At 71.6% G+C, this 19,455-nt stretch carries 21 protein-coding genes; 9 read left to right on the top strand and 12 right to left on the bottom strand.

What is annotated here, in order from left to right:
- The first annotated feature begins 76 nt into the window (after positions 1-76).
- Together ACP6CK_RS07230 and ACP6CK_RS07225 are read left to right on the top strand one after the other, a co-directional pair.
- A complete protein-coding gene (locus tag ACP6CK_RS07230; RefSeq protein ID WP_426958207.1) occupies positions 77-1,534 on the top strand; it encodes an N-acyl-D-amino-acid deacylase family protein in 1,458 nt (485 codons plus the stop codon).
- Between the two features lie 111 nt (positions 1,535-1,645).
- On the top strand, positions 1,646-1,966 hold the full coding sequence (locus tag ACP6CK_RS07225; protein ID WP_426958206.1) for a hypothetical protein: 321 nt from the start codon (positions 1,646-1,648) through the stop codon (positions 1,964-1,966).
- A gap of 43 nt (positions 1,967-2,009) precedes the next feature.
- Here ACP6CK_RS07225 and ctrA read toward each other — a convergent pair whose 3' ends face one another.
- Entirely contained in the window at positions 2,010-2,735 is a 726-nt protein-coding gene (ctrA, locus tag ACP6CK_RS07220; RefSeq protein ID WP_426958205.1) for a response regulator transcription factor CtrA, read from the bottom strand.
- A 23-nt stretch (positions 2,736-2,758) separates the two neighbouring features.
- On the opposite strand from ctrA, the gene ACP6CK_RS07215 reads away from it, so the two are divergent.
- The 3 genes from ACP6CK_RS07215 to ACP6CK_RS07205 all read left to right on the top strand — a co-directional run bounded on the left by ACP6CK_RS07215 (position 2,759) and on the right by ACP6CK_RS07205 (position 5,421).
- Positions 2,759-4,189 carry a FliI/YscN family ATPase gene (locus ACP6CK_RS07215; protein WP_426958204.1) on the top strand — a complete coding sequence of 477 codons (1,431 nt, stop codon included), beginning with the start codon at positions 2,759-2,761 and terminating at the stop codon, positions 4,187-4,189.
- On the top strand, positions 4,189-4,608 hold the full coding sequence (locus ACP6CK_RS07210; RefSeq protein ID WP_426958203.1) for a flagellar FliJ family protein: 420 nt from the start codon (positions 4,189-4,191) through the stop codon (positions 4,606-4,608). The genes ACP6CK_RS07215 and ACP6CK_RS07210 overlap by 1 nt, the downstream gene beginning before the upstream one ends.
- Before the next feature lie 156 nt (positions 4,609-4,764).
- The gene (locus ACP6CK_RS07205) at positions 4,765-5,421 is read left to right on the top strand and encodes a TetR/AcrR family transcriptional regulator (protein ID WP_426958202.1); all 657 of its coding nucleotides are present in this window, start codon (positions 4,765-4,767) and stop codon (positions 5,419-5,421) included.
- A gap of 93 nt (positions 5,422-5,514) precedes the next feature.
- On the opposite strand, the gene aroQ is transcribed toward ACP6CK_RS07205, so the two are convergent.
- Positions 5,515-5,970: a type II 3-dehydroquinate dehydratase gene (gene aroQ, locus ACP6CK_RS07200; protein WP_426958201.1), complete on the bottom strand. Its 456-nt coding sequence runs from the start codon at positions 5,968-5,970 to the stop codon at positions 5,515-5,517.
- A 112-nt stretch (positions 5,971-6,082) separates the two neighbouring features.
- On the opposite strand from aroQ, the gene ACP6CK_RS07195 reads away from it, so the two are divergent.
- Positions 6,083-7,048, top strand: coding sequence for a Bug family tripartite tricarboxylate transporter substrate binding protein (locus ACP6CK_RS07195; RefSeq protein WP_426958200.1), 966 nt, complete (start codon positions 6,083-6,085; stop codon positions 7,046-7,048).
- Between the two features lie 41 nt (positions 7,049-7,089).
- On the opposite strand, the gene hppD is transcribed toward ACP6CK_RS07195, so the two are convergent.
- Together hppD and phhA are read right to left on the bottom strand one after the other, a co-directional pair.
- On the bottom strand, positions 7,090-8,199 hold the full coding sequence (gene hppD, locus ACP6CK_RS07190) for a 4-hydroxyphenylpyruvate dioxygenase (protein ID WP_426958199.1): 1,110 nt from the start codon (positions 8,197-8,199) through the stop codon (positions 7,090-7,092).
- Between the two features lie 5 nt (positions 8,200-8,204).
- Positions 8,205-9,092 carry a phenylalanine 4-monooxygenase gene (phhA, locus tag ACP6CK_RS07185; RefSeq protein ID WP_426958198.1) on the bottom strand — a complete coding sequence of 296 codons (888 nt, stop codon included), beginning with the start codon at positions 9,090-9,092 and terminating at the stop codon, positions 8,205-8,207.
- Between the two features lie 120 nt (positions 9,093-9,212).
- Between phhA and ACP6CK_RS07180 the strand changes: the two genes are divergently transcribed.
- A complete protein-coding gene (locus ACP6CK_RS07180; RefSeq protein ID WP_426958197.1) occupies positions 9,213-9,686 on the top strand; it encodes an Lrp/AsnC family transcriptional regulator in 474 nt (157 codons plus the stop codon).
- Between the two features lie 9 nt (positions 9,687-9,695).
- Here the strand turns inward: ACP6CK_RS07180 and ACP6CK_RS07175 are convergent, their stop codons facing one another.
- Positions 9,696-10,493, bottom strand: coding sequence for an NYN domain-containing protein (locus tag ACP6CK_RS07175; RefSeq protein WP_426958196.1), 798 nt, complete (start codon positions 10,491-10,493; stop codon positions 9,696-9,698).
- 9 nt (positions 10,494-10,502) lie between these two features.
- Here ACP6CK_RS07175 and mmsB point away from each other — a divergent pair, with 9 nt between their 5' ends.
- Together mmsB and ACP6CK_RS07165 are read left to right on the top strand one after the other, a co-directional pair.
- A complete protein-coding gene (gene mmsB, locus ACP6CK_RS07170) occupies positions 10,503-11,525 on the top strand; it encodes a 3-hydroxyisobutyrate dehydrogenase (protein ID WP_426958195.1) in 1,023 nt (340 codons plus the stop codon).
- A gap of 61 nt (positions 11,526-11,586) precedes the next feature.
- Complete coding sequence (locus ACP6CK_RS07165; RefSeq protein ID WP_426958194.1) at positions 11,587-12,570, top strand: dienelactone hydrolase family protein; 984 nt, start codon at positions 11,587-11,589, stop codon at positions 12,568-12,570.
- 20 nt (positions 12,571-12,590) lie between these two features.
- On the opposite strand, the gene ACP6CK_RS07160 is transcribed toward ACP6CK_RS07165, so the two are convergent.
- From ACP6CK_RS07160 to ACP6CK_RS07130, 7 genes are read right to left on the bottom strand one after another with little or no spacing between them, the layout of a single operon-like run.
- Positions 12,591-13,544 carry a class I SAM-dependent methyltransferase gene (locus ACP6CK_RS07160; protein WP_426958193.1) on the bottom strand — a complete coding sequence of 318 codons (954 nt, stop codon included), beginning with the start codon at positions 13,542-13,544 and terminating at the stop codon, positions 12,591-12,593.
- Positions 13,541-14,683 (bottom strand): glycosyltransferase family 2 protein, encoded by a 1,143-nt coding sequence (locus ACP6CK_RS07155; protein WP_426958192.1) that lies wholly within the window; start codon positions 14,681-14,683, stop codon positions 13,541-13,543. Before ACP6CK_RS07155 ends, ACP6CK_RS07160 begins: the two co-directional genes overlap by 4 nt.
- Positions 14,674-15,552, bottom strand: coding sequence for a lipid A biosynthesis lauroyl acyltransferase (locus tag ACP6CK_RS07150; RefSeq protein ID WP_426958191.1), 879 nt, complete (start codon positions 15,550-15,552; stop codon positions 14,674-14,676). The genes ACP6CK_RS07155 and ACP6CK_RS07150 overlap by 10 nt, the downstream gene beginning before the upstream one ends.
- An 11-nt stretch (positions 15,553-15,563) precedes the next feature.
- Complete coding sequence (locus ACP6CK_RS07145; protein ID WP_426958190.1) at positions 15,564-16,586, bottom strand: zinc-binding dehydrogenase; 1,023 nt, start codon at positions 16,584-16,586, stop codon at positions 15,564-15,566.
- Entirely contained in the window at positions 16,586-17,833 is a 1,248-nt protein-coding gene (locus ACP6CK_RS07140) for a beta-ketoacyl-ACP synthase (RefSeq protein ID WP_426958189.1), read from the bottom strand. Before ACP6CK_RS07140 ends, ACP6CK_RS07145 begins: the two co-directional genes overlap by 1 nt.
- A gap of 5 nt (positions 17,834-17,838) precedes the next feature.
- Complete coding sequence (locus tag ACP6CK_RS07135; protein ID WP_426958188.1) at positions 17,839-18,999, bottom strand: beta-ketoacyl-ACP synthase; 1,161 nt, start codon at positions 18,997-18,999, stop codon at positions 17,839-17,841.
- On the bottom strand, positions 18,996-19,454 hold the full coding sequence (locus tag ACP6CK_RS07130) for a 3-hydroxyacyl-ACP dehydratase FabZ family protein (protein ID WP_426958187.1): 459 nt from the start codon (positions 19,452-19,454) through the stop codon (positions 18,996-18,998). The genes ACP6CK_RS07135 and ACP6CK_RS07130 overlap by 4 nt, the downstream gene beginning before the upstream one ends.
- Position 19,455: the final 1 nt, after the last annotated feature.

The raw sequence follows: 19,455 nt of genomic DNA, 5'->3' as shown, positions 1-19,455 counted from the left end.
TTCGGCGCGCCGATCGCAGCTTGGCGCGGCGCGGAGCGCGACGCATCCTGCTCCGCCACGCCCGAAGGACCGTCCGATGACCCTGCGCTGCGACCTGATCATCCGGGACGCCACCCTGATCGACGGGACGGGCGGGCCCCGGCGCCGCGGCGACATCGGCGTGACCGGGGACCGGATCGTGGTGATCGGCGACCTCGGCGCCGCCAGTGCCGACCGGGAGGTGATGGCGGAAGGCCGCGTCGTCGCGCCCGGCTTCATCGACGCGCACACGCATGACGACCAGGCCGTGCTCTGCGGCCCGGCCTGCATGCTGTGCAAGACGTCCCAGGGCGTCACCACGGTGGTGGTGGGGAATTGCGGCATCAGCCTCGCCCCGGTGGCGATGAGCGAGCGGCCGCCGCCGCCGCTGGACGGGGTGTGCCTGCCGGAGTGGTGGATCTTCGACAGCTTCGCCGCCTATGCCGAGCGGCTGGAGAAGACGCCCTCGGCCGTGAACACGTTCGCGCTGATCGGGCACATGTCGCTGCGTGTCGGTGCCATGGGCCGGGACCTGGACCGCCCCGCGACGGACGCCGAGGCGGAGCGGATGCGGAAGTGGCTGGCCGAGGCACTGGCGGAGGGTGCGGCCGGTCTGTCCACGGGCCTCTTCTACGCGCCGAGCAAGCACGCGCCCACGGACGAGGTGATCGCGGTGGCGGAGGCGCTGCGCGAGCACAAGGGCCTCTACGTCACCCATATGCGAGACGAGGCCGACGGCGTTCTCGACAGCATCGAGGAGACGCTGAGGATCGGCCAATCCGTCGGCGCGCCCGTGGTCATCAGCCACCACAAATGCGCCCAGCCCGAGAATCACGGGCGATCGAAGGAAACGCTGCCGCTGATCGAGCGGCACGCGATGCGCTACCCCGTCGCCTTCGACATGTATCCCTACACCGCGTCCTCCACCTCGCTGGGTGCTCGCAAGCCGCGGCCGGACGTGAAGGTGACGGTGGCGACCTCCGTCCCGCATCCGGAGATGGCCGGCCGCGACCTGTTCGAGGTGGCCGAGGAGTGGGGCGTCAGCGCGGAGGAGGCGGCGGCGCGGCTGATGCCGGGCGGCGGCGTCTTCCACAACATGGCGGAGGAGGACATCCGCCGGATCATGGCGCACCCGCTCTCCATGATCGGCAGCGACGGCGGGCCGAACGCGAAGCACCCGCACCCCCGGCTCTGGGGCACCTTTCCGCGCGTGCTCGGCCCCTATAGCCGTGACCTCGGCCTGTTCGACCTGGAGACGGCGGTGCACAAGATGACGGGCCGCACCGCCGCCGTCTTCGGCATCCCCGACCGCGGCGTGCTGCGGGAGGGCGCCTTTGCCGACCTCGTCCTGTTCGACGCCGCGACGGTGCGGGACCGCGCCACCTTCACCGAGCCGCGCCAAGTCGCCGACGGCATCCTGGAGACCTGGGTGAACGGGCAATCCGTCTACACGCACGCCGCGGGCGCCAGCGACACGCCCGCGGGGCGGCTGCTGCACCGGCAGGCGGCGGCCTGACCGGTGGCGGGGAGCGCCGGAGGGGCCTCGCCTATCGCCGCCATAGCGGCCTTCGAATAGCGCTTCGTTCCGCTTCGTCCGACGTTCTCCTGCGTGAAGGAGGGTCGGACGATGGCTTCGACGAGACCGCTGGCGGCGCTGGAGCGCGAGGCGGAAGCGCATGAGCGGGCGACGGCACCGGCAGGCGGTGGGGCCTACATCGTGCGGGCGCAGTTCCCCGGCGCGGAGTGGCCCAGTCTTCGGAGCTGCGGTTCCGCCCTGCGCGCCATGCAGCTTGCGGCACAGTGCCGGGACGAGGGGATGGACACCCAGATCACCACGCCCGACGGGCGCCGGTTGACCGAGGACGAACTGGGCCACAAGGCCTGCACCGAGGTGCTGTCCCTATCCCAGCGGGCGGCCTGGGGCTGGTGGACGCGGGGACAGGCCTGACGGCCCGTCCCCTTCATTGCAACGAAGGCCGGTGCAGCGCGCGTCAGGCCGAGGCCTGGGCCGGCGTCGGCAGGGAACCACCGCGCAGCGGGGCGTTCGCCGGGTCCCGCAGGACATAGCCCCGGCCCCAGACGGTGCCGATCAGGTCCTCGCACCCGGCCTGGGAGAGCTTCTTCCGGAGCTTGCAGATGAAGACGTCGATGATCTTCATCTCCGGCTCATCCATCCCGCCATAGAGGTGGTTCAGGAAGGCTTCCTTCGTGAGAACCATACCCTTCCGGAGCGTCAGGAGCTCGAGAATGGCGTATTCCTTGCCGGTCAGGTGGACCGGCCGGCCGGCGACATGAACCTCTCGCGAGCCGAGGTCGAGCGTCAGGCGCCCGACGGTGAGGGTGGGCTGGGAGAAGCCCTTGGCACGGCGGACGATCGCCTGGATGCGGGCGATCAGCTCCTGGCTGTCGAAGGGCTTCACGATGAAGTCGTCGGCCCCCATGCCGAACCCCTTCACCTTCGCCCCCGGGCGCGACAGGCCGGAGAGGATCAGGACCGGCGTCTCCACCCGCGCGGCGCGGAGGCGGCGAACCACCTCATATCCCTCCATATCCGGGAGCATGAGGTCGAGGATGAGGATGTCGTAGTCGTAGAGGCGGGACAGCTCCAGCGCCTCCTCTCCGGTATCCGCGCTATCCACGATCATGCCCTGCGACTTCAACTGGAGGGTCACCCCACGGGCCGTGGTGAGATCATCCTCAACCAGTAAGACGCGCATCGATTTGTCTCCACACGCTATAGATGCAGCATGACAACCATAACGCGAGTTGTGAAGAAGATTTTCACCTCCGTCCCGTACAAAGAATTGAGACGTGGGGTCGATTCCCGATGCAGTCCCAATATCCCCTTTCCCAAGACGCGGAACTGGCACTCGAAAACTTCCAACGGGTACAATTGGTTATGTCGCATGGCCGCGTCGCTGCGCTAGGTGGTCTGACGGCGACGCTGGAGGGGCTTCACCCCCCTCCCTCTCTCGGCAGCGCGATTGAAATATTCAACTCTATCTCAAAATCAACACATGCCGAGGTGGTGGGCGGCGGGATCGGCACGGTTCAGGCGGCCGCACGCGGCGGGCTGGACGGTCTCGCACCTGGGGTGCGAGCGATGGTGGTCGGCACCACTGCCATCCGTCCCTCTGCGGCCTGGCTCGGCCGCGTGGTGGATCCACTCGGCCGACCGATGGACGGTAAGGGACCGCTCGCGCCCGGCTCGGTCTGTCGAACCTTGCGGGCCGCGCCCCCCTCGGCCGGCACCCGGGCTCGCCTCGGTCCGCGCCTCGATCTTGGTGTCCGAGCGCTCGACGCCTTTGCGACCTGCCGCGAGGGGCAGCGCCTCGGTCTCTTCGCAGCCTCCGGGGTCGGTAAATCCTCGCTCATGTCCATGCTGGTGCGCCACGCGGCCTGCGACGTTGCGGTGATCGGGCTGGTGGGTGAGCGCGGCCGGGAGTTGCGCGAGTTCGTGGAGGACGACCTCGGTCCCGCTGGCCTCGCCCGCTCCGTTGTGGTCTGCGCCACCTCCGATTCGGCGCCGTTGATGCGGCGGGACGCGGCGCTCGCGGCCATGACGGTCGCCGAGCACTTTCGTGACGAGGGGAAGCGCGTCCTGCTGATGATGGACACGGTCACCCGTTTCGCTCTCGCGCTGCGGGAGATCGGGCTGTCGGCCGGCGAGCCTCCGGCCACCAAGGGCTACCCGCCCAGCGTCTTCGCCGAGTTGCCCCGACTCCTGGAGCGCGCCGGGCCGGGACCGGAGGGACGGCCCGGTTCCATCACCGGCCTGTTCACCGTGCTGGTCGAGGGCGACGACCATGACGAGCCGATCGCCGACGCGGTTCGCGGCATCCTGGACGGGCATGTGATCCTGGACCGCGCGATCGGGGAGGGCGGGCGCTATCCCGCGGTGGACGTGCTCCGCTCCCTTTCCCGGACCGTGCCGGGTTGCCTGAAGCCGGGCGAGCGCGAGATCCTGACGCGCGCGCGAAAGATCCTCGCGTTGCACCGGGACATGGCGGACCTCGTGCGGCTGGGCGCCTACAAGGCCGGCACGGACCCGGCGGTGGACGAGGCGGTGCGGCTGGCCCCGCGGATCGAGGAGGTGCTGCGCCAGCGAAAAGAGGAGGGCGGCAGCGTCGCCACGGCCTTCGCCGCGGTCGCAGCCGCGATGGAGGGCTGATGCCGCGCGATCCTCTGGCCGTCCTCGCCCGCCTGCGGAGCGTGGAGGTGCTGACCGCCCGTCGCCGGCTGGCCGAGGACCTGACGGCCCTTTCGGCCGCCCAGGGCCGCGTCGCCGAGACGGGTGAGGGGATCGCGCGGGAAGCGGCGGCCGCGACCGGCGCGGATTACGCGGCCTGGCTGCCGCGCGCTCGCGCGGCGCGCGACACGGCCGCGGAAGACGCACGCCGCCGCGCAGCGCTGGTCGAGGAATCCGTCGCGGCGCTCGGGGCCGCGCGCGCGGCGGAACGAGCGGTCGAGCGTCTGGCGGAGCAGCGGTGCGCGGAGGCGCGCCGGGAGGCGGCGCGTCGGGAATCGGCGCGGCTCGACGAGGCCGCCGGCATGTCGCTTCGTCACCGTACCCCCGACGGAAGGGGCTGAAGCCACCAGGGAAGGCCGCGCCCCAGCACGGTGCGCCGGCGATACCGGATCGGTCCTGGTAGAGCGTCACGCGCCCGGTCTGGATCGCGCTCGGGTGGTGGGGAGCCCCGCCGCCGGTGAGGTCCCAGGCCGGAGGTCCTGGTGTAGCCTGCCCCCATGGCTTCCGACGACGCCCCGCCAGCCCGGCCCGCGCGCGATCCCGAGGCGACGCGCCGCGACATCCTGGACGCCGCCACCGCGGAGTTCGCGGAGCACGGCCTGTCCGGCGCGCGCATCGACGCCATCGCGGCCCGCACGCGCACGACGGTGCGGATGATCTACTACTACTTCGGCTCGAAGGAGGGGCTGTACCGCGCGGCGATCGAACGGGCCTACGGGGCGATGCGCGCGGCGGAGCGGGAACTCGGCCTTGATGCGCTGACGCCGGAAGGGGCGGTGCAACGCCTGGTCGAGTTCGTCTTCGACTATCACGAGGCGAATCAGGGCTTCAACCGGCTGGTCACCATCGAGAACATCCACCGCGCCGAGCATCTGTCGCGCTCCAGCACCATCGCGGCCGCGAACGCGACGGTGATCGAGACGCTATCCGCGATCCTGGCGCGCGGGCAGGCGGATGGAGTGTTCCGGGTGGACGCAGACGCGGTCTCGGTCCACCTGCTGATCACGGCCTTTCCGTTCTTCCGCGTGTCGAACCGCCACACGCTCGGCCTGCTCTTCGGCCGGGACCCGCTGGACGAGGGGCTGCGGGCGGATCAGCGGCGCATGTGCGTGGAGGCGGTGCTGGGTTACCTGCGCGCGGGGGCGGGGGCGTAATCGATCATCCCGCGCCGCTGCGGACTGGAGATGGCCAGGAAGGTGAAGCCTGTCCCGCTGCGCGGAGCGGCGGGTTCACCGCGGCTGCCGGAGTTACCCCCGCTCAGCGCCGATCAACCGGAGAACACGCTGCAGCGCGAGCGTGTAGCCCTGGGTTCCCAGGCCGACGATCGTGCCCGTCGCGATGTCGGACACGTAGGAATGATGCCGGAACGGCTCGCGCTTGTGCACATTGGAGATGTGCACCTCGATGATCGGGCCGGAGAAGGTCGCGAGAGCATCGCGGACGGCGACCGAGGTGTGGGTGAAGGCGGCGGGGTTGATGACCATGCCGGCGCCGCCCTCGCGCGCCTCGTGGATCCAGTCCACGATCTCGTACTCCCGGTTGGATTGGTGGAAGCGGAGCGTGACGCCATGGGCAGAGAGCAGGGTGCGGCACTCGGCCTCCACGTCCGCCATGGTCTCATGGCCGTAGATGTGCGGTTCCCGCTTTCCGAGGAGGTTGAGGTTCGGGCCGTTCAGAACCCAGACGACCGGCGCTTCGGCCATGGAACGACCTCCCCTATTTCGTGCTTGTGGCAGAATGTAGTGGACGCTTAATAGGGTCAACGGCGGGCCGGACGGCCCGGAACGGAGGAAGCGGATGGATCAGGTGTTCAGAATGACCCGGCGCGGGCTGGGCCTGGCGGTGGCGGGCGCCGCGATGGCGGCGGGCGGGGCGCGCGCCCAGGCGCGCTACCCCACGCGGGCCGTCTCGATCATCGTGCCCTATGCGCCGGGCGGCTCCACGGACTTCACGGCGCGGCTGCTCGCCCAGGGGCTGTCGGCGGAACTCGGCCAGCAATTCGTCATCGACAACCGCCCCGGCGCGGTGGGGACGATCGGCGCGCAGGCCGTCGCCCGCGGCCGGCCGGACGGCTACATGCTGCTCGTCATGCCGAACACGAACTACGCGATGGTGCCGCACATGATGCAGTTGCCCTATCAGGAGAACCAGCTCACGCCGGTCTCCCTGCTGGCGACCAACGGGCAGTTCCTCTGCGTGTCGAACGGGGTGCGAGCCGCCAACGTCCAGGAGTTCATCGCGCTGGCGAAGCGCGACCCGGGCAAGCTCACCTATTCCTCCTCGGGCGCCGGGTCGTCCGCCCATCTCGCGGCGGAGCTGTTCATCTCCCAGGCCGGAATCGACCTGATCCACGTGCCCTATCGCGGCGGCGCGCCGGCGGCGCAGGCGCTCATCTCCAACGAGGTGCAGATGTCGATGGTGGACGCCGTGACGGCGCTGCCCTTCATCGCCGCGAACAACTTCAAGGCGCTCGCCTTCACGGGCGCGGAGCGGTCGCGGCAGGCGCCGAACGTGCCGACGGTGGGCGAGAGCGGGCTCGCGGGCTTCACCTCTTCGACCGACTTCGCCCTCTTCGCCCCGGCCGGCACTCCGGCCGACATCCTCACCCGGCTGTCCGAAGCCTCGGCGAAGGTGATGCGCTCGGCGGATGCGCGCGCGCGGATGGAGCCGCTGGCGATCGAACCGGTGGGCAGCACGCCGGCGGAGTTCGTCACCTACAACGAGCGCGAGAACGCCAAGTGGCGCGGCGTGGTGCAGAGCCGGAACATCCGGCTGGAATAGGCCGTCGCGCAGGGCGGGCCGTCTCCGGCCCGCCCTGCGCCTTACTCCGCCGCGGGCTTGAGCACGCCGCGGCGGATCTGGTCGAGCTCGATGCTCTCGAACAGCGCGCGGAAATTGCCCTCGCCGAAGCCCTGGTCGCCCTTGCGCTGGATCAGCTCGAAGAAGATCGGGCCGATGACCGTGCCGGTGAAGATCTGCAAAAGGCGCCCGCCTTCCGGGGTTGGCGCGCCGTCGGTCAGGATGCGGTTGCGGGCCAGGCGGCCGAGTTCTTCGGCCGTCAGGTCGGGCATGCGGTTCGGCAGCAGCTCGTAATAGGTATCCGGCGTGTCCATGAACTCGATGCCGGTGCGCCGCATCCCCTCCACGGAATCGAAGATGTCCGTGGTGCCGAGGGCGAGGTGCTGGATGCCCTCGCCGTTGTAGGCGCGCAGGTACTCCTCGATCTGGGACTTGTCGTCGCTGCTCTCGTTGATCGGAATGCGGATCTGGCCGCAGGGAGAGGTGAGGGCGCGGGACTTCAGGCCCGTCAGCTTTCCCTCGATGTCGAAGTAGCGGATCTCGCGGAAGTTGAAGAGCTTCTCGTAGAAGCTCCACCACACATCCATGCGGCCGCGGTGGACGTTGTGGGTCAGGTGGTCGATGACGGTCAGCCCGTGGCCGGCGGGCCGGGGATTGGCGCCCTCGATCCAGCGGAAGTCCACGTCGTAGATGCTGCCCTTCGCGCCGTAGCGGTCCACGAAGTAGAGCAGCGACCCGCCGATGCCCTCGATCGCCGGGATGTTGAGCTCCATCGGCCCGACCTTGCCGGTGACGGGCTTGGCGCCGAGGGAGATGGCGCGCTCATACGCCTTCGCTGCGTCCGCCACGCGGAACGCCATGGCGCAGGCGGATGGACCGTGCACGCGCTGGAACGCCTGGGCGAAGCTGTCGGGTTCGGCGTTGAGGATGAAGTTGATGTCGCCCTGCCGCCACAGCGTCACCGCCTTCGAGCGGTGCCGCGCCACGGCAGTGAAGCCCAGCCGCCCGAACAGCACCTCCAACCCCGGCATGTCGGGGCCGGTGAACTCGACGAACTCGAAGCCGTCGGTCCCCATCGGGTTCTCGGCGCTGATCTGGCCGGCGAAGGCGGTGCGGTCGGGCGGGATGTCCATGGACGTCAGGTCCTCCAGGGTTCGTCTTGGGGATGGCTGCCGCCCGGCGGGATCGGCGTGGCGGCGTTGGCCACGTCCAGCAGGGCGGGGGCGGTCGCGATGGCTTCGAAGAGCTCGGCGTAGTCGCGGATGACGAAGTAGGCCGGCTGCAGGTCGTCGATCCGGTATTCGGACCGCATGACGCGGAAGGCGTCGAAGCGCAGCCGCGCGGGATCGCCGTCCACCGCGTGCAGGAGTTCCGCGCGGGACGACATGATGCCGGCGCCATAGGCACGAAGCCCCGGGGCGGCGGAGCCGCTCCCGTCGTCCGCCTGCTCGATGAGGCCGAACTCCACCATGAACCAGTAGAAGCGCGCGAGCGGCGTCAGCAGCCCGCGTGCGGCCGCCTTCTGGCCCAGCCGCCCATAGGCTTCGAGGAAGCGGGCATAGGCCGGGTCCGTCAGCAGCGGCACATGGCCCAGGAAGTCGTGGAAGATGTCGGGCTCGACCACATAGTCCAGCTCGTCCGGCCGGCGGATCCAGGACGTCACGGGAAAGCGGCGTCGCGCCAGAAGGTCGAAAAACTGGCCGTCCGGCAGCAGGCCGGGGCAGGGGACCAGCCGCCAACCCGCCGCGTCCTCGAGAATGTCGGACGCCTGATCCAGGTCCGGCACCGCATAGTCGCAGCGCAGCCGATCCAGGCCCTTCAGCCAGGCGTCCGCGGCACGCCCGGGAAAGAGCGCGCGCTGCCGGGCGACGAGGGTGCGCCAGGTGGCGTGGTCCGCCTCGGTCCGCCGGATGGCCTCCGCGGGCAGGGTCCCGTCCTCCAGCGCGTGCGCGTAATCCCCGCGCAGGCCGGCGGGCAGGGTGGCTGTGCCGATGATCCCGTTGGGCGGGGCGATGCTGCCTTCCATCTCGGAGTCCTCCCGATGTCCCAACGAAGAAACGCTACAGCGGGATGCCGGGTGGAAAACGGCAAAATTGGCCCCTTCCGGTGCTAAGATGAGGCTGATCCGCTCCGAAAGGCCCCTTCCATGGCGAAAACCACTCCGAACCTCGACTCTACCGATCGCCGCATCCTGCGGGCGCTGCAACGGGATGGGCGGCTGCCCGTGGTTGCCCTCGCCGAACAGGTCGGACTCTCCCCCACCCCCTGCCAGCGCCGGGTGCGACGGCTGGAGGAGACCGGGATCATCGCCCGTTACGCCGCCGTGCTGGACCCGGTGCGGGTGGGCCTGCCTATCCAGGCCTTCGTGCAGGTGGCGCTGACCAGCCACGCGGAGGAGGTGACGACCGGCTTCCACAAGGCCCTGGCGTCCCGGCCGGAGGTGCTGGCGGCCTGGGCCATGTCCGGGGAGATGGACTACCTCCTCCACGTCCTGGCCGCCGATTTCGAGGCGTATGCCGAATTCTCGCTGAAGGCCCTGCTGCGGATGCCGGGGGTGAAGGAGACGCGCTCCTCCTTCGTGCTGACGGCCCTCAAGCCGCCCGGCGACGTGCCGGTCTGAGCGGGCCGGTCAGCCGAATTCCGGCTCGTCCGAGGGGGACCGCCCCCGGCCGTCGCCGCGCATGACCATGCCCCCGCCCGGGCCGGGCTGGCGGATGAGGCCGGCCGCCTCCAGCAGCGCCTCCAGCGATCCGAGGCCGCCATAGTTGCTGTCTCGCAGGCTCTGCCCCGTGCGGCCGCGGACCAGCGCGCCGAGCTGGGGCAGGTGGACCGGCGCCTCCGTCACGATGTCCCGCACCGCGTCCAGCACCGTGTCGGCGCCCGCGAAGCCGCCTTCCGGCGCCTTCCATCCCAGCCGCGCCGCGAGCGCATCCACCCCGATCACGCTGTCCGCCGCCGCCCGCACGATGGCCCCGAGTTCCGGATGGGCGACGAGCCGTGTCCGCCGGTCCGCCGCGCGGAGCCGGAGCAACAGGGGCACAAAGTCCGCATCGGAGGAGAGCAGCGTGAACTCCTCGTATCGCGTGGCGGCCTGCAGCGCGTCCATCGCGTCCAGCGCGATGCGGAGGTCCGCCGCGTTTTTCAGCCGCGTGAGCCGCGGGCAGTCCACCACCTCGAACCCGGCCGCCTGGAAGGCCCAGCGAAAGGTCGAGTAGTAGCTGCGGCCCCCGGCGTCGTGCTCGATGTAGCCGGCCGGGTTCATGTAGCAGCGCCGGATCAGGAAGCGGCGCCCGCCCTCCGACAGCCAGTCGAGCCAGTCCTGCGGCGCCTCGGCGAATCGCAGCGCGACCGCCTCCCCGGCGCCGTCGCGCAGGCCGGAGACGAGGTTGTCGAAATCGAGGAACAGGGCCGCGCGAAGGCTCTCCATCGCGGCACGATGGGCGCCGCCGCCCCGGCCTGTCCAGCGCGCTCACGGCCGGGCCTCGCTGGCCGCGGAGAGGATCGTTGCCCCGCCGCGCGCACGGCTCGACGCGGCCGCGGCTGGCCCTCTAGCCTGCGGCGCAGGGCGGGAGAGGAGATGGACATGGCGCGCATCGGCTTCGTGGGCTTGGGCAACATGGGTGCGCCAATGGCGCGCAACCTCGTCAAGGCAGGCCACACCGTCGCGGTGTTCGACCTGTCCGCCGAGGCGATGCGCCGCGTGGACGGCGCTTTGGCCGCGGCCAGCGCCGCGGAAGCGGCGAAGGGGGCGGAGTTCGTCCTCACCATGCTCCCGGCCGGCCGGCACGTGCGCGACGCCTGGCTGGGCGCGGGCGGGATCGCGGCGGCCACCGACCCCACCGCCGTGCTGGTGGACTGCTCCACGATCGACGTCGCGACCGCGCGGGATGTCGCGGCCGCCGCCGGTCGGCCCTTCCTCGATGCACCCGTCTCCGGCGGTGTCATGGGCGCCGAGGCCGGCACCCTGACCTTCATGGTCGGCGGTCCCTCGGACGCCTTCGCGCGCGCCGAGCCGATCCTGTCCGCGATGGGCCGCAGCGTCGTGCATTGCGGCGAGGCCGGCGCGGGACAGGCGGCGAAGGCCTGCAACAACATGCTCCTCGCGGTGTCCATGATCGGGACCTGCGAGGCCTTCATCCTCGCCGAGAAGCTCGGCCTGTCGCACGAGGCGCTCTTCGCCGTCGCGTCCAAATCCTCCGGACAGTGCTGGTCGCTCACCACCTACTGTCCCGTGCCGGGTCCCGTGCCGGGATCGCCGGCAAACCGCGACTACCGGCCGGGCTTCGCGGCCTCGCTCATGCTGAAGGACCTCGGCCTCGCCCAGGAGGCGGCGGAGGGCTCCGGGGCCGACACGCCGTTGGGCGCGCGCGCGCTGGACCTCTATCGCCGCTTCGTCGAGGAGGGCGGCGGCGAGGTCGATTTCTCCGGCATCATCCGGATGCTGCGCGCGGAAGGGTGAAGCATCCGGCGTTGACCCGACGCCGTCCGGCAGTCGAGGCTTTCCGGACGGAGGAACGACCATGAGAAGACGCGCCACGGCGCTGCTCGCGACCCTGTTCGCGGGCGCCCTCTCCCTGTCTGCCACCGCCCAGACGGCGGACCGTCCACCCAGCCGGATCGAGGTGATCCCGATCCGCAGCACGACCCTGACCGGCGACGAGTTCCTGCGCGGCGGCGCCCCGGGCCGCGAGGTCTGGCTGGCCGGGGAGCTGCGCCTGCCGCCCGGCGCCGCGGCGCGCGTGCCGGCCGTGGTGCTCGTGCACGGATCGGGCGGCGTGTCCGGCTCCACCGATCTCTGGGCGCGTGAGCTGAACGGCATCGGCGTCGCGGCCTTCATTCTCGACAGCTTCGCCGGGCGCGGGATCGTTTCCACCGTCGCGGACCAGGACCAGCTCCACTCCCTCGCGATGATGGTGGATGCCTATCGCGCGCTGGACCGTCTCTCGGAGCATCCGCGCATCATGCCGGACCGGATCGCGGTGATGGGCTTCTCGAAGGGCGCCGTCGCGGCGATCTACTCGGCGGGGGAGCGGTTCCGGCGCATGCACGGAAACCCCGAGCGCCGCTTCGCCGCGCATATCGGCCTCTACACGCCCTGCAATGTCCGCTACCGCGGCGACACGGAGGTCTCGCGCGTGCCGCTGCGCTTCCACCACGGCGTGGTGGACGACTACGTCGCCATCGGCCCCTGCCGGGAATACGTGGAGCGGCTGCGCGCCGCCGGCGCCGACGCGACGCTGGCGGAATACCCGAACGGCCAGCACAGCTTCGACAACCCGCTCGCCCCGCGGCTGGTGCCCGTGCCCGCCGCCCAGACCACCCGGAACTGCCGGATGGAGGAGGGCGAGGGTGGCGCCGTGAACGTGGCCGGCACGAACGAGGTCTTCGCCCAGCGGACCTCTGCCTGCGTCGCCACCGGCGCCCACACCGGCCACGACCCGGAGGGCGAGGCGGCGGTCAAGGCGGCGGTGAAGGACTTCCTCCGTCAGACCCTGCTGCGCTGACCGCACGGCCGGGCGCCGGTTCAGCCTGGGGCCGGGGGCTTCCGTGCGACCAGATAGGCGTCGATGGACTGGGCATCCGCCGGTGCCTGCCGGTTCCCCAGGCGCAGCAGCGCCCGCGCCGCCGTGCCGGCGACGAGCAGCGACAGCCACCAGGACCAGCGATGGGCGAAGTAGCGGCCGCCGCTGGTTCGGACCGGCAGAAGCCGGCGCAGCCAGAACAGCGTGGCGGCGGCGACGGTGCCGGGCGGCGGCAGCGCCTCCGCCCGCACCACCTCCAGCCCCAGCACGCCCGCCAGGCTCCGCAGTGCGTCGGGATTCCACCAGGTCAGGTGATGGGGCGGCGCGTTGAGCGGGAAATTCGGGATCTCGGTGAAGGGGGAGGGCCAGAGCGGCACGCCGATCACCAGCAGCCCGCCCGGCTTCAGGCAGGCGACCATGTCCTCCGCGAAGCGCCGGGGATGTTCCACGTGCTCCAGCACCTGGAAGGCGCAGACGGCGTCATAGGCGGCGGGGTGCTTCGCCGCGTGCTCCTCCAAGGTTTCCCGCACGATGCCGGGCACGTCCTGCCCGAGATAGGGGTCCAGCCCCTGCCAGGTCGCACCGGCCGGAAGCAGCCGGTCCAGGCCGCCCGCCCCCGCGCCGGCGCCCACGTCCAGCACGCGGTCGCCGGGCCGAAGGTGCTCCGCCGTCTCCACGAACTCCGGGCGGCGCTCCGGCGCGGCGCGGTCGTGCCGGTAGCTGTCCATGCTGCGGTAGTAGGCGCGGTAGAAATCGCCGTCGCCGGCGACCGGGGGGTGGAAGAACATCAGCCCGCAGGCCGATCGCCACAGCCCGATCGGCGGGCCGCTCGCCGCCAGCGGCGTCGGCGCGACCCCGTGCACGTGGCGCCACATGGCGTGAAGGAAGCGCCGCCCGAGCTTCTGCACGAGGACGGGGCTGGCATCGCCGGTGATCGGACAGGGCGGCGCGGTCATGGGCTCGCGCGATGCAGAACGCGGACCACGTCCGGCGCGGCCACCTCGTAGGTGACATGGCGCCAGACGATGCGGCGCGGCCGCAGGCTGGCCCAGCCGAGCGCCGCCAGGAACAGGTCGGGCAGCGGTGTCAGCGCGAGGATCAGCTGCGTCCACCGGACGTCCGGCGGGTCCGCCACGCCGACGCGCCGCCCGATCCGGTCGTGCAGCCACCAGCGACCGGCCCCGGCAGCGCAAAGAAGGGGCAGCAGCACCGGCTGCCAAAGCGCCGCGACCGCCCAGAGCAGGACGGCGAGCTGCCCCGCCGTGGCGCCCGCCCACCACAGCGCGGGGCGGTACAGGTGCACGATCCGAAACTGCCGGATCATGAAGGCGAGGATGGCGCGCGGCGGCCCCTCCGCCGGGGTGGGCAGCAGGAGGATCCGCCGCATCAGCAACCGCAGCCCCCCCTCCGCCGCCATCGAGGCGAGCGAGAGGTCGTCCGACAGCGTCCGCTCCAGTGCCCGGGCTGCCCGCCCCTCCGCCAGGGCTGCCGGCCCGAGCGCCAGGGAGCCGCCCCAGGCAATCGGCATCCGGTCGGACCGCGGCAGCATGGCGAAAGCCCGGTCCGTCCAGGCCACGAGATGGGCCGCCAGCGATCCGCCCGGCCGCAGCCAGCGATAGCCCGACACCATGTCCGCCGATCCCTCCAGCGCCGGGGAGGCAAGGGTGGAGAGCCACCAGGGCTGGGGCAGGATGTCGGCGTCCAGCATCACGACCACCCGCTCTCCCGCCGCGTCCGCGAGCCCGGCCAGAAGGTTCGAGCACTTCTGGGCCCGGTGCGGTGCCAGCGGCGCCGTCACCAAGGTGACCGGGAAGGGCAGGGGAACGGCGCTCATCGCCGCCTCGGCTACCGCGTCGCCCTCCTCCACCGCCACGATCAGCCGGGCGGGGGGCAGCGTCTGCGTGGAGAGTGCCCGCAGCAGGTCGGGAAGTCCCTTCGGCGCGCCAGAGAGCGGCAGGATCAACACGACTCTCCCCTCCCGCTGCACGCTCGCCGGCCGGAGCCGGCGGAGGAAGGTGAGGGTCGCCCAGACCCAGAACAGTGCGACGAAGCCCCCGAGGAGCGCGATGACGACGGCCGCGGCCGTCAGCGCCACCGGCGGTGCATCCAGAGCCACTGGCCCGGGTGTTCCCGGATCCAGCCCGCGATGATGTCGTTCACCGCCTGCGTCGCGGCGGCGACGTCCACCAGCCCCTCCGCGTCGCGCGGCAGGGGGATGGGGTCGGTCAGCTCCAGGCGGAAGCGGCTGCTGCCCTCCAGCCGGATGGCGCGGCAGCCCCGCACCTCGCAGTCGTGGCGCCGGGCGAGGTTGGCCAGCAGCGGGTTCGCCTGCGCCGGGCGGCCGAGAAAGTCGATGGTGGGTCCGCGCCCGAAGCGCTGGTCCACGATCATCCCGACGACCGCCCCCCGGTCCAGCGCCTTGGCGAGCCGGGTGGGCGCCATCAGCCCGGCGGGGATCAACTCCCCCATCATGCCACGGCGCAGGTCGAGGATCGCCTTGGCCACGGGCTTGCTGTTCGGCGTGCGGTAGAGGACGGCCGCGTGCAGCCCGTGCTTCGCCGCCGCGACCGCCGGCAATTCCCAGTTCGCGAGGTGCGCGGCGAAGACGAGGGTGGGGCGGGGCCGGTCCCGCAAATCCCAGAATCGGCTCCGGGTCACATCATCCACCTGGATGCGGGCGGTCGGGTCGGGGGCCTCGGTCAAGTCCCAGATGCGCTCGATGTGGACGTACTCGCAGACCGTGCGGCCGAGGTTGTCCCAGGCCTCCCGCGCCACCGCGCGGTGCCAGGCGGCATCCCTGTCAGGGAAGGAGTCCGCGATGTTCCGCATCGCGATCCGGTGCGCGCGGCTGAATGGCCCGAGGCTGCGGCACACCGCCGCGCCCAGCGCGGGGCCGAGCCGCGGCCCGAGAACGCGGAGCAGAAGGAAGAGGAACCGGGTGAGGGCGCCGAGGAGAGCGTCCACCGCGCGGCCCCTCAGATCGTCACGACGATCTTGCCGAAGACCCGACGGCTCTCGAGGCGGTCCAGCCCGTCCCGGAAATCCTCCAGCGGCACCACGCGGTCCAGCACGGGGGTCATGCCGCCGGCCATCTTCGCCAGCCCGTCCGCCACGTTCCGCATCGAGGCTCCGAAGGAGCCGAAGATGTGGAGCTGGCGCTGGAAGATCATCATCAGGTTCGTCTCGGCCGAGACGCCCGAGGTGGAGCCGCAGGTCACCAGCCGCCCGCCGAGGCACAGGGCGAGGAGGGAGCCCGACCAGGTGGAGGCGCCGACATGCTCGAACACGACGTCCACACCGCGCTTGTTCGTCACGCGACGGGCGACGGAGGCGAAGTTCTTCTCGGAGTAGTTCACCACGTGGTCGGCGCCGAGCGCCTGGGCCTTGGCGCATTTCTCGTCATCGCCCGCCGTCGCGATGACGGTGCAGCCGAGCGCCTTGGCCTGCTTGATGGCGATCGTCCCGATGCCGGAGCCGCCGGCCTGGACGAGGATCGTCTCACCGGGCTGCAGCTTCGCGTTGTCGAACAGCATGTGCTCGACCGTGGAGAAGGTGACGGCGGCGCAGGCCGCGTCCTCCGTGGACACCGCCTCCGGCACGCGCACCATCAGCCGCGCCTTCTGGTTCACGAACTCCCGCGCGAAGCCGTCGATGTGGAAGCCCATGATGCCCGAGACGTTCTCGCAGAGATTGTCCCGGCCCTCCCGGCAGGCGCGGCAGACGCCGCAGGTCTGGGCGCCGTAAGGCGCGACGCGGTCCCCGACCGTCCAGCCCTCCACGCCCTCGCCGAGGGCGACGATCTCGCCCACCGCCTCCACGCCGACGCAGATCGGAAGCTGCCGCTGGGCGAAGGCCATGCCGCGCCAGCCCCAGACGTCGATGTGGTTGAGCGCGATGCCGCGCATCCGCAGCCGCACCTCGCCCGGTGCGGGCGGGGGCGGCTCGGGGATATCCTCCAGCCGAAGGTCGCGGTCCCCGTGCAGGCGCAGTGCGCGCATCAGGACGGCTCGCCCGAGAGGACGAGGCAGACATTCTGCCCGCCGAAGCCGAAGGAATTGGACAGGACGTGCCGCACCTGCGCGTCGCGCGCCACGTTCGGCACCACGTCCAGGGTGATGTTCGGGTCGGGGTCGTCGTAGTTGATCGTCGGCGGCAGGCGCCCGTCGCGGATCGCGAGCAGGGAGAAGGCCGCCTCCAGCGCACCCGCGGCGGAGAGCGTGTGGCCGATCATCGACTTGTTGGAGGAAATGGGCGGCGCGTTCTCCCCGAAGACCGCGCGCATCCCGAAATTCTCCATCTTGTCGTTCTCCGGCGTGCCGGTGCCGTGGCCGTTCACGTAGGAGATCTGGCCGGGCTCCAGCCCCGCATCGGCCAGCGCGTTCCGCATGGCGCCGACGATGGCGCGGCCGTCCGGGTTGGAGCGGGTGCGGTGAAAGCTGTCCGCCCGCTCCCCGCAACCCGAGATCAGGCCGATGATCTTCGCCCCGCGGGCCTTCGCCGCGTCGTAATCCTCCAGCACCAGCGCCGCCGCGCCCTCGGCCATGACGAAGCCGTCCCGCGACTTCTCGAACGGCCGGGCCGCCTTCTCCGGCGCGTCGTTGCGGGTGGAGAGGGCGGAGAGGAGGGAGAAGCGGATCAGCGCCTCCGCATGGACCGAGCCGTCGGCCCCCACGGCGATGCAGGCGTCGCACTCCCCGCGCTGGATCGCCTCCACCCCGAGCTGGATCGCGGAGGCGCCGGTGGCGCAGGCGGTGGTGAGGGAGATCGGCGCGCCGCGCGTGCCGAAGCGCGCCGCCAGCCGCTCGCCCACGCCGCCGAAGAGGAAGGTCTCGTAGATGCCGGCATCCGCGGCCTCGGTCAGGCCCCGATAGGAGGGATCGCTGGCGCGGCGGGCGAGGGAGAAGCGGTTCGGCCACTCCACCTCCACCGGCGGCATGCCGAGGAAGAGCGGGCCGGGGAAATGCCCCTTGCCCCCGATCCCGGCGGCCGCGACGGCCTCCTCGATCGCGAAGGCGGCCATGCCCTCCACGCGCTCCGGGCTGGTCGTGTCCTCGCCCGCGCCGGGCAGGTCCACGGTGCCGGCGATGGTGGTCTTCAGATGCTCCGTCGGGAAGCGCGTGATCCGCCGGATGCCCGAGGTCCCGGCCAGCAGGCGCGACCAGTTGTCCTCCACCCCGAAGCCGAGGGAGGTGACGGTGCCTAGCCCGGTGACCGCGACGAGGGGACGGTCGAGATGGTCGCGCATATCGGTCACTCCGCCCGGGACAGCTGCGCCAGCGCCTCGCCCCGCCACTGCCCGAAGCCGGTGACGAGGATGCGGTCCGGCGCGGCGGCGGCGCTGCCGGCGTCCGCCGGGTCCATCGGCGCGTAGAACCCGCCCTTCGACAGCGCGAGCGCGGCGAGCGCGACATGGGCGGGGAAGGCGCCCTCCACCCCGTGGCCGATGAGGTTGGCCGGGCGGCGAACCGGCGCGTCCAGGTCGCGCAGGAAGGCCTCCTCCTCCGCCCAGGCGGCGGGTTCGCCCGAGGCGCCGGAGATGATCGCCTGAACCCCGTCCGGCGCCACGCGCGGCAGCAGGGCGCGGGCCGCCGCCGCGGACTCGCCGCGGGTGCTCCGGCGCACCGCATCGCTCGCCACCGCGTCGAGCCTCGCGAGAACCCGGGCTCCGCGGGCGCGGGCATGCGCCGCCGTCTCGAGCAGGAGGAAGCCGCCCATCCCGCCGAGGATCATGCCGCCGCGCTGCGACAGGGGCGCGTGCGGCCCGCGATGCTGGCCCTCATGCCCCTTGTAGAGAAGGATCATGTCCCAGCGCTGCGCCGTGAAGGCGCCGCCGACCAGGGCGGTCTCGCCGCGCCCTTCCGACAGCCGGGCATGGGCGATGCGCAGCGCGTCCGCCGCCGCGGATTCCTCGCCCATGAAGGTGCGGGACGATCCAGTGACACCGTGCACGATGGAGATGTTGCCGGCCACGAGATTGGAGAGCTGCGCCAGGAACAGCGTCGGCCGCAGCCCCGTCGCCAGCATCTCGTTCAGCCGTGCGCCGGCCTGGTTCGCGTTCGCCAGCTCGGCGCCGACCTGCTCGTCCAACGCGACGTCCCGCTCGCCGCCTCCGGCCGCGACGACGAGGTGCATGTCCGCCACCAGGTCGCGGGCACCCGCGTCGTCGATCGCCAGGCCCGCCGCATAGGTGCCCAGGCGCTGCCAGGGCTCCATCTGCCGCTGGTCGCCCTTCTTCGGGATCTGTGCGTCGAGGTTCAGCCGGGGGAGTGGATGCACCGTCCAGGGCGCGAAGGTCGTCTCGTCCACCACCGGCGCCGCGCCGGCGGAGAGCGCGGTCCAGTGCGCCTCCGGCCCCTCGCCGAGGCAGGAGACGAGGCCGATCCCGGTGATCACCACCTCATGCCGGGTCATGCGACATATCTCGGCAGGCCGATGCGGACGGCGCTGGCGCGCATGGCGGCCTCGAGGTCGGGGTGGGGAAAGGGCATGGTCCGCAGCAGGATCTCGGCGTCGGCGATCCGCTTGCCCTCGCTCGTGATGCGCGCCTCGGTCACGGCGTAGCCCGACCCGTCATGGGTGAGCTTCGACGTCACCTCCAGCGGCGCGCCGGGCCCGACGAAGGAGCGGAACTTCGCCTCCTTCACCGACATCAGGAACGGCATGGCGGAGAAGCCGTTATGGGCCAGGATCAGCCATCCGCCGGTCTGGGCCATCGTCTCCACCAGCAGCACGCCGGGAACCAGCGGATGGCCGGGGAAGTGACCCTCGAAGACCGGCGACGCGTCGGGCACGCGGCTCTCCACGCGGATGCTGTCCGCGTCCAGCCCCGCGACGCGGTCGATCATCTGGAAGTATTCGAGCCGCATC

The sequence above is a fragment of the Muricoccus radiodurans genome (assembly GCF_050154705.1).
GTDB classification, from domain to species: Bacteria; Pseudomonadota; Alphaproteobacteria; order Acetobacterales; family Acetobacteraceae; genus Roseomonas; species Roseomonas radiodurans.
Note: the sequence above shows the minus strand (reverse complement) of the source record. Positions and strands in the feature narration are given on the sequence as shown.

Coding starts and splice junctions, on each gene's coding strand:
- ACP6CK_RS07165 (WP_426958194.1), top strand. CDS start 11,587: ATGAGAAGACGCGCCACGGCGCTGCTCGCGACCCTGTTCGCGGGCGCC.
- ACP6CK_RS07180 (WP_426958197.1), top strand. CDS start 9,213: ATGGCGAAAACCACTCCGAACCTCGACTCTACCGATCGCCGCATCCTG.
- ACP6CK_RS07215 (WP_426958204.1), top strand. CDS start 2,759: ATGCAGCATGACAACCATAACGCGAGTTGTGAAGAAGATTTTCACCTC.
- aroQ (WP_426958201.1), bottom strand. CDS start 5,970: ATGGCCGAAGCGCCGGTCGTCTGGGTTCTGAACGGCCCGAACCTCAAC.
- ctrA (WP_426958205.1), bottom strand. CDS start 2,735: ATGCGCGTCTTACTGGTTGAGGATGATCTCACCACGGCCCGTGGGGTG.
- ACP6CK_RS07135 (WP_426958188.1), bottom strand. CDS start 18,999: ATGACCCGGCATGAGGTGGTGATCACCGGGATCGGCCTCGTCTCCTGC.
- ACP6CK_RS07225 (WP_426958206.1), top strand. CDS start 1,646: ATGGCTTCGACGAGACCGCTGGCGGCGCTGGAGCGCGAGGCGGAAGCG.
- ACP6CK_RS07195 (WP_426958200.1), top strand. CDS start 6,083: ATGACCCGGCGCGGGCTGGGCCTGGCGGTGGCGGGCGCCGCGATGGCG.
- ACP6CK_RS07210 (WP_426958203.1), top strand. CDS start 4,189: ATGCCGCGCGATCCTCTGGCCGTCCTCGCCCGCCTGCGGAGCGTGGAG.
- ACP6CK_RS07140 (WP_426958189.1), bottom strand. CDS start 17,833: ATGCGCGACCATCTCGACCGTCCCCTCGTCGCGGTCACCGGGCTAGGC.
- ACP6CK_RS07230 (WP_426958207.1), top strand. CDS start 77: ATGACCCTGCGCTGCGACCTGATCATCCGGGACGCCACCCTGATCGAC.
- ACP6CK_RS07130 (WP_426958187.1), bottom strand. CDS start 19,454: ATGCGGCTCGAATACTTCCAGATGATCGACCGCGTCGCGGGGCTGGAC.
- phhA (WP_426958198.1), bottom strand. CDS start 9,092: ATGGAAGGCAGCATCGCCCCGCCCAACGGGATCATCGGCACAGCCACC.
- ACP6CK_RS07160 (WP_426958193.1), bottom strand. CDS start 13,544: ATGACCGCGCCGCCCTGTCCGATCACCGGCGATGCCAGCCCCGTCCTC.
- mmsB (WP_426958195.1), top strand. CDS start 10,503: ATGGGCGCCGCCGCCCCGGCCTGTCCAGCGCGCTCACGGCCGGGCCTC.
- ACP6CK_RS07175 (WP_426958196.1), bottom strand. CDS start 10,493: ATGGAGAGCCTTCGCGCGGCCCTGTTCCTCGATTTCGACAACCTCGTC.
- hppD (WP_426958199.1), bottom strand. CDS start 8,199: ATGGACATCCCGCCCGACCGCACCGCCTTCGCCGGCCAGATCAGCGCC.
- ACP6CK_RS07205 (WP_426958202.1), top strand. CDS start 4,765: ATGGCTTCCGACGACGCCCCGCCAGCCCGGCCCGCGCGCGATCCCGAG.
- ACP6CK_RS07145 (WP_426958190.1), bottom strand. CDS start 16,586: ATGCGCGCACTGCGCCTGCACGGGGACCGCGACCTTCGGCTGGAGGAT.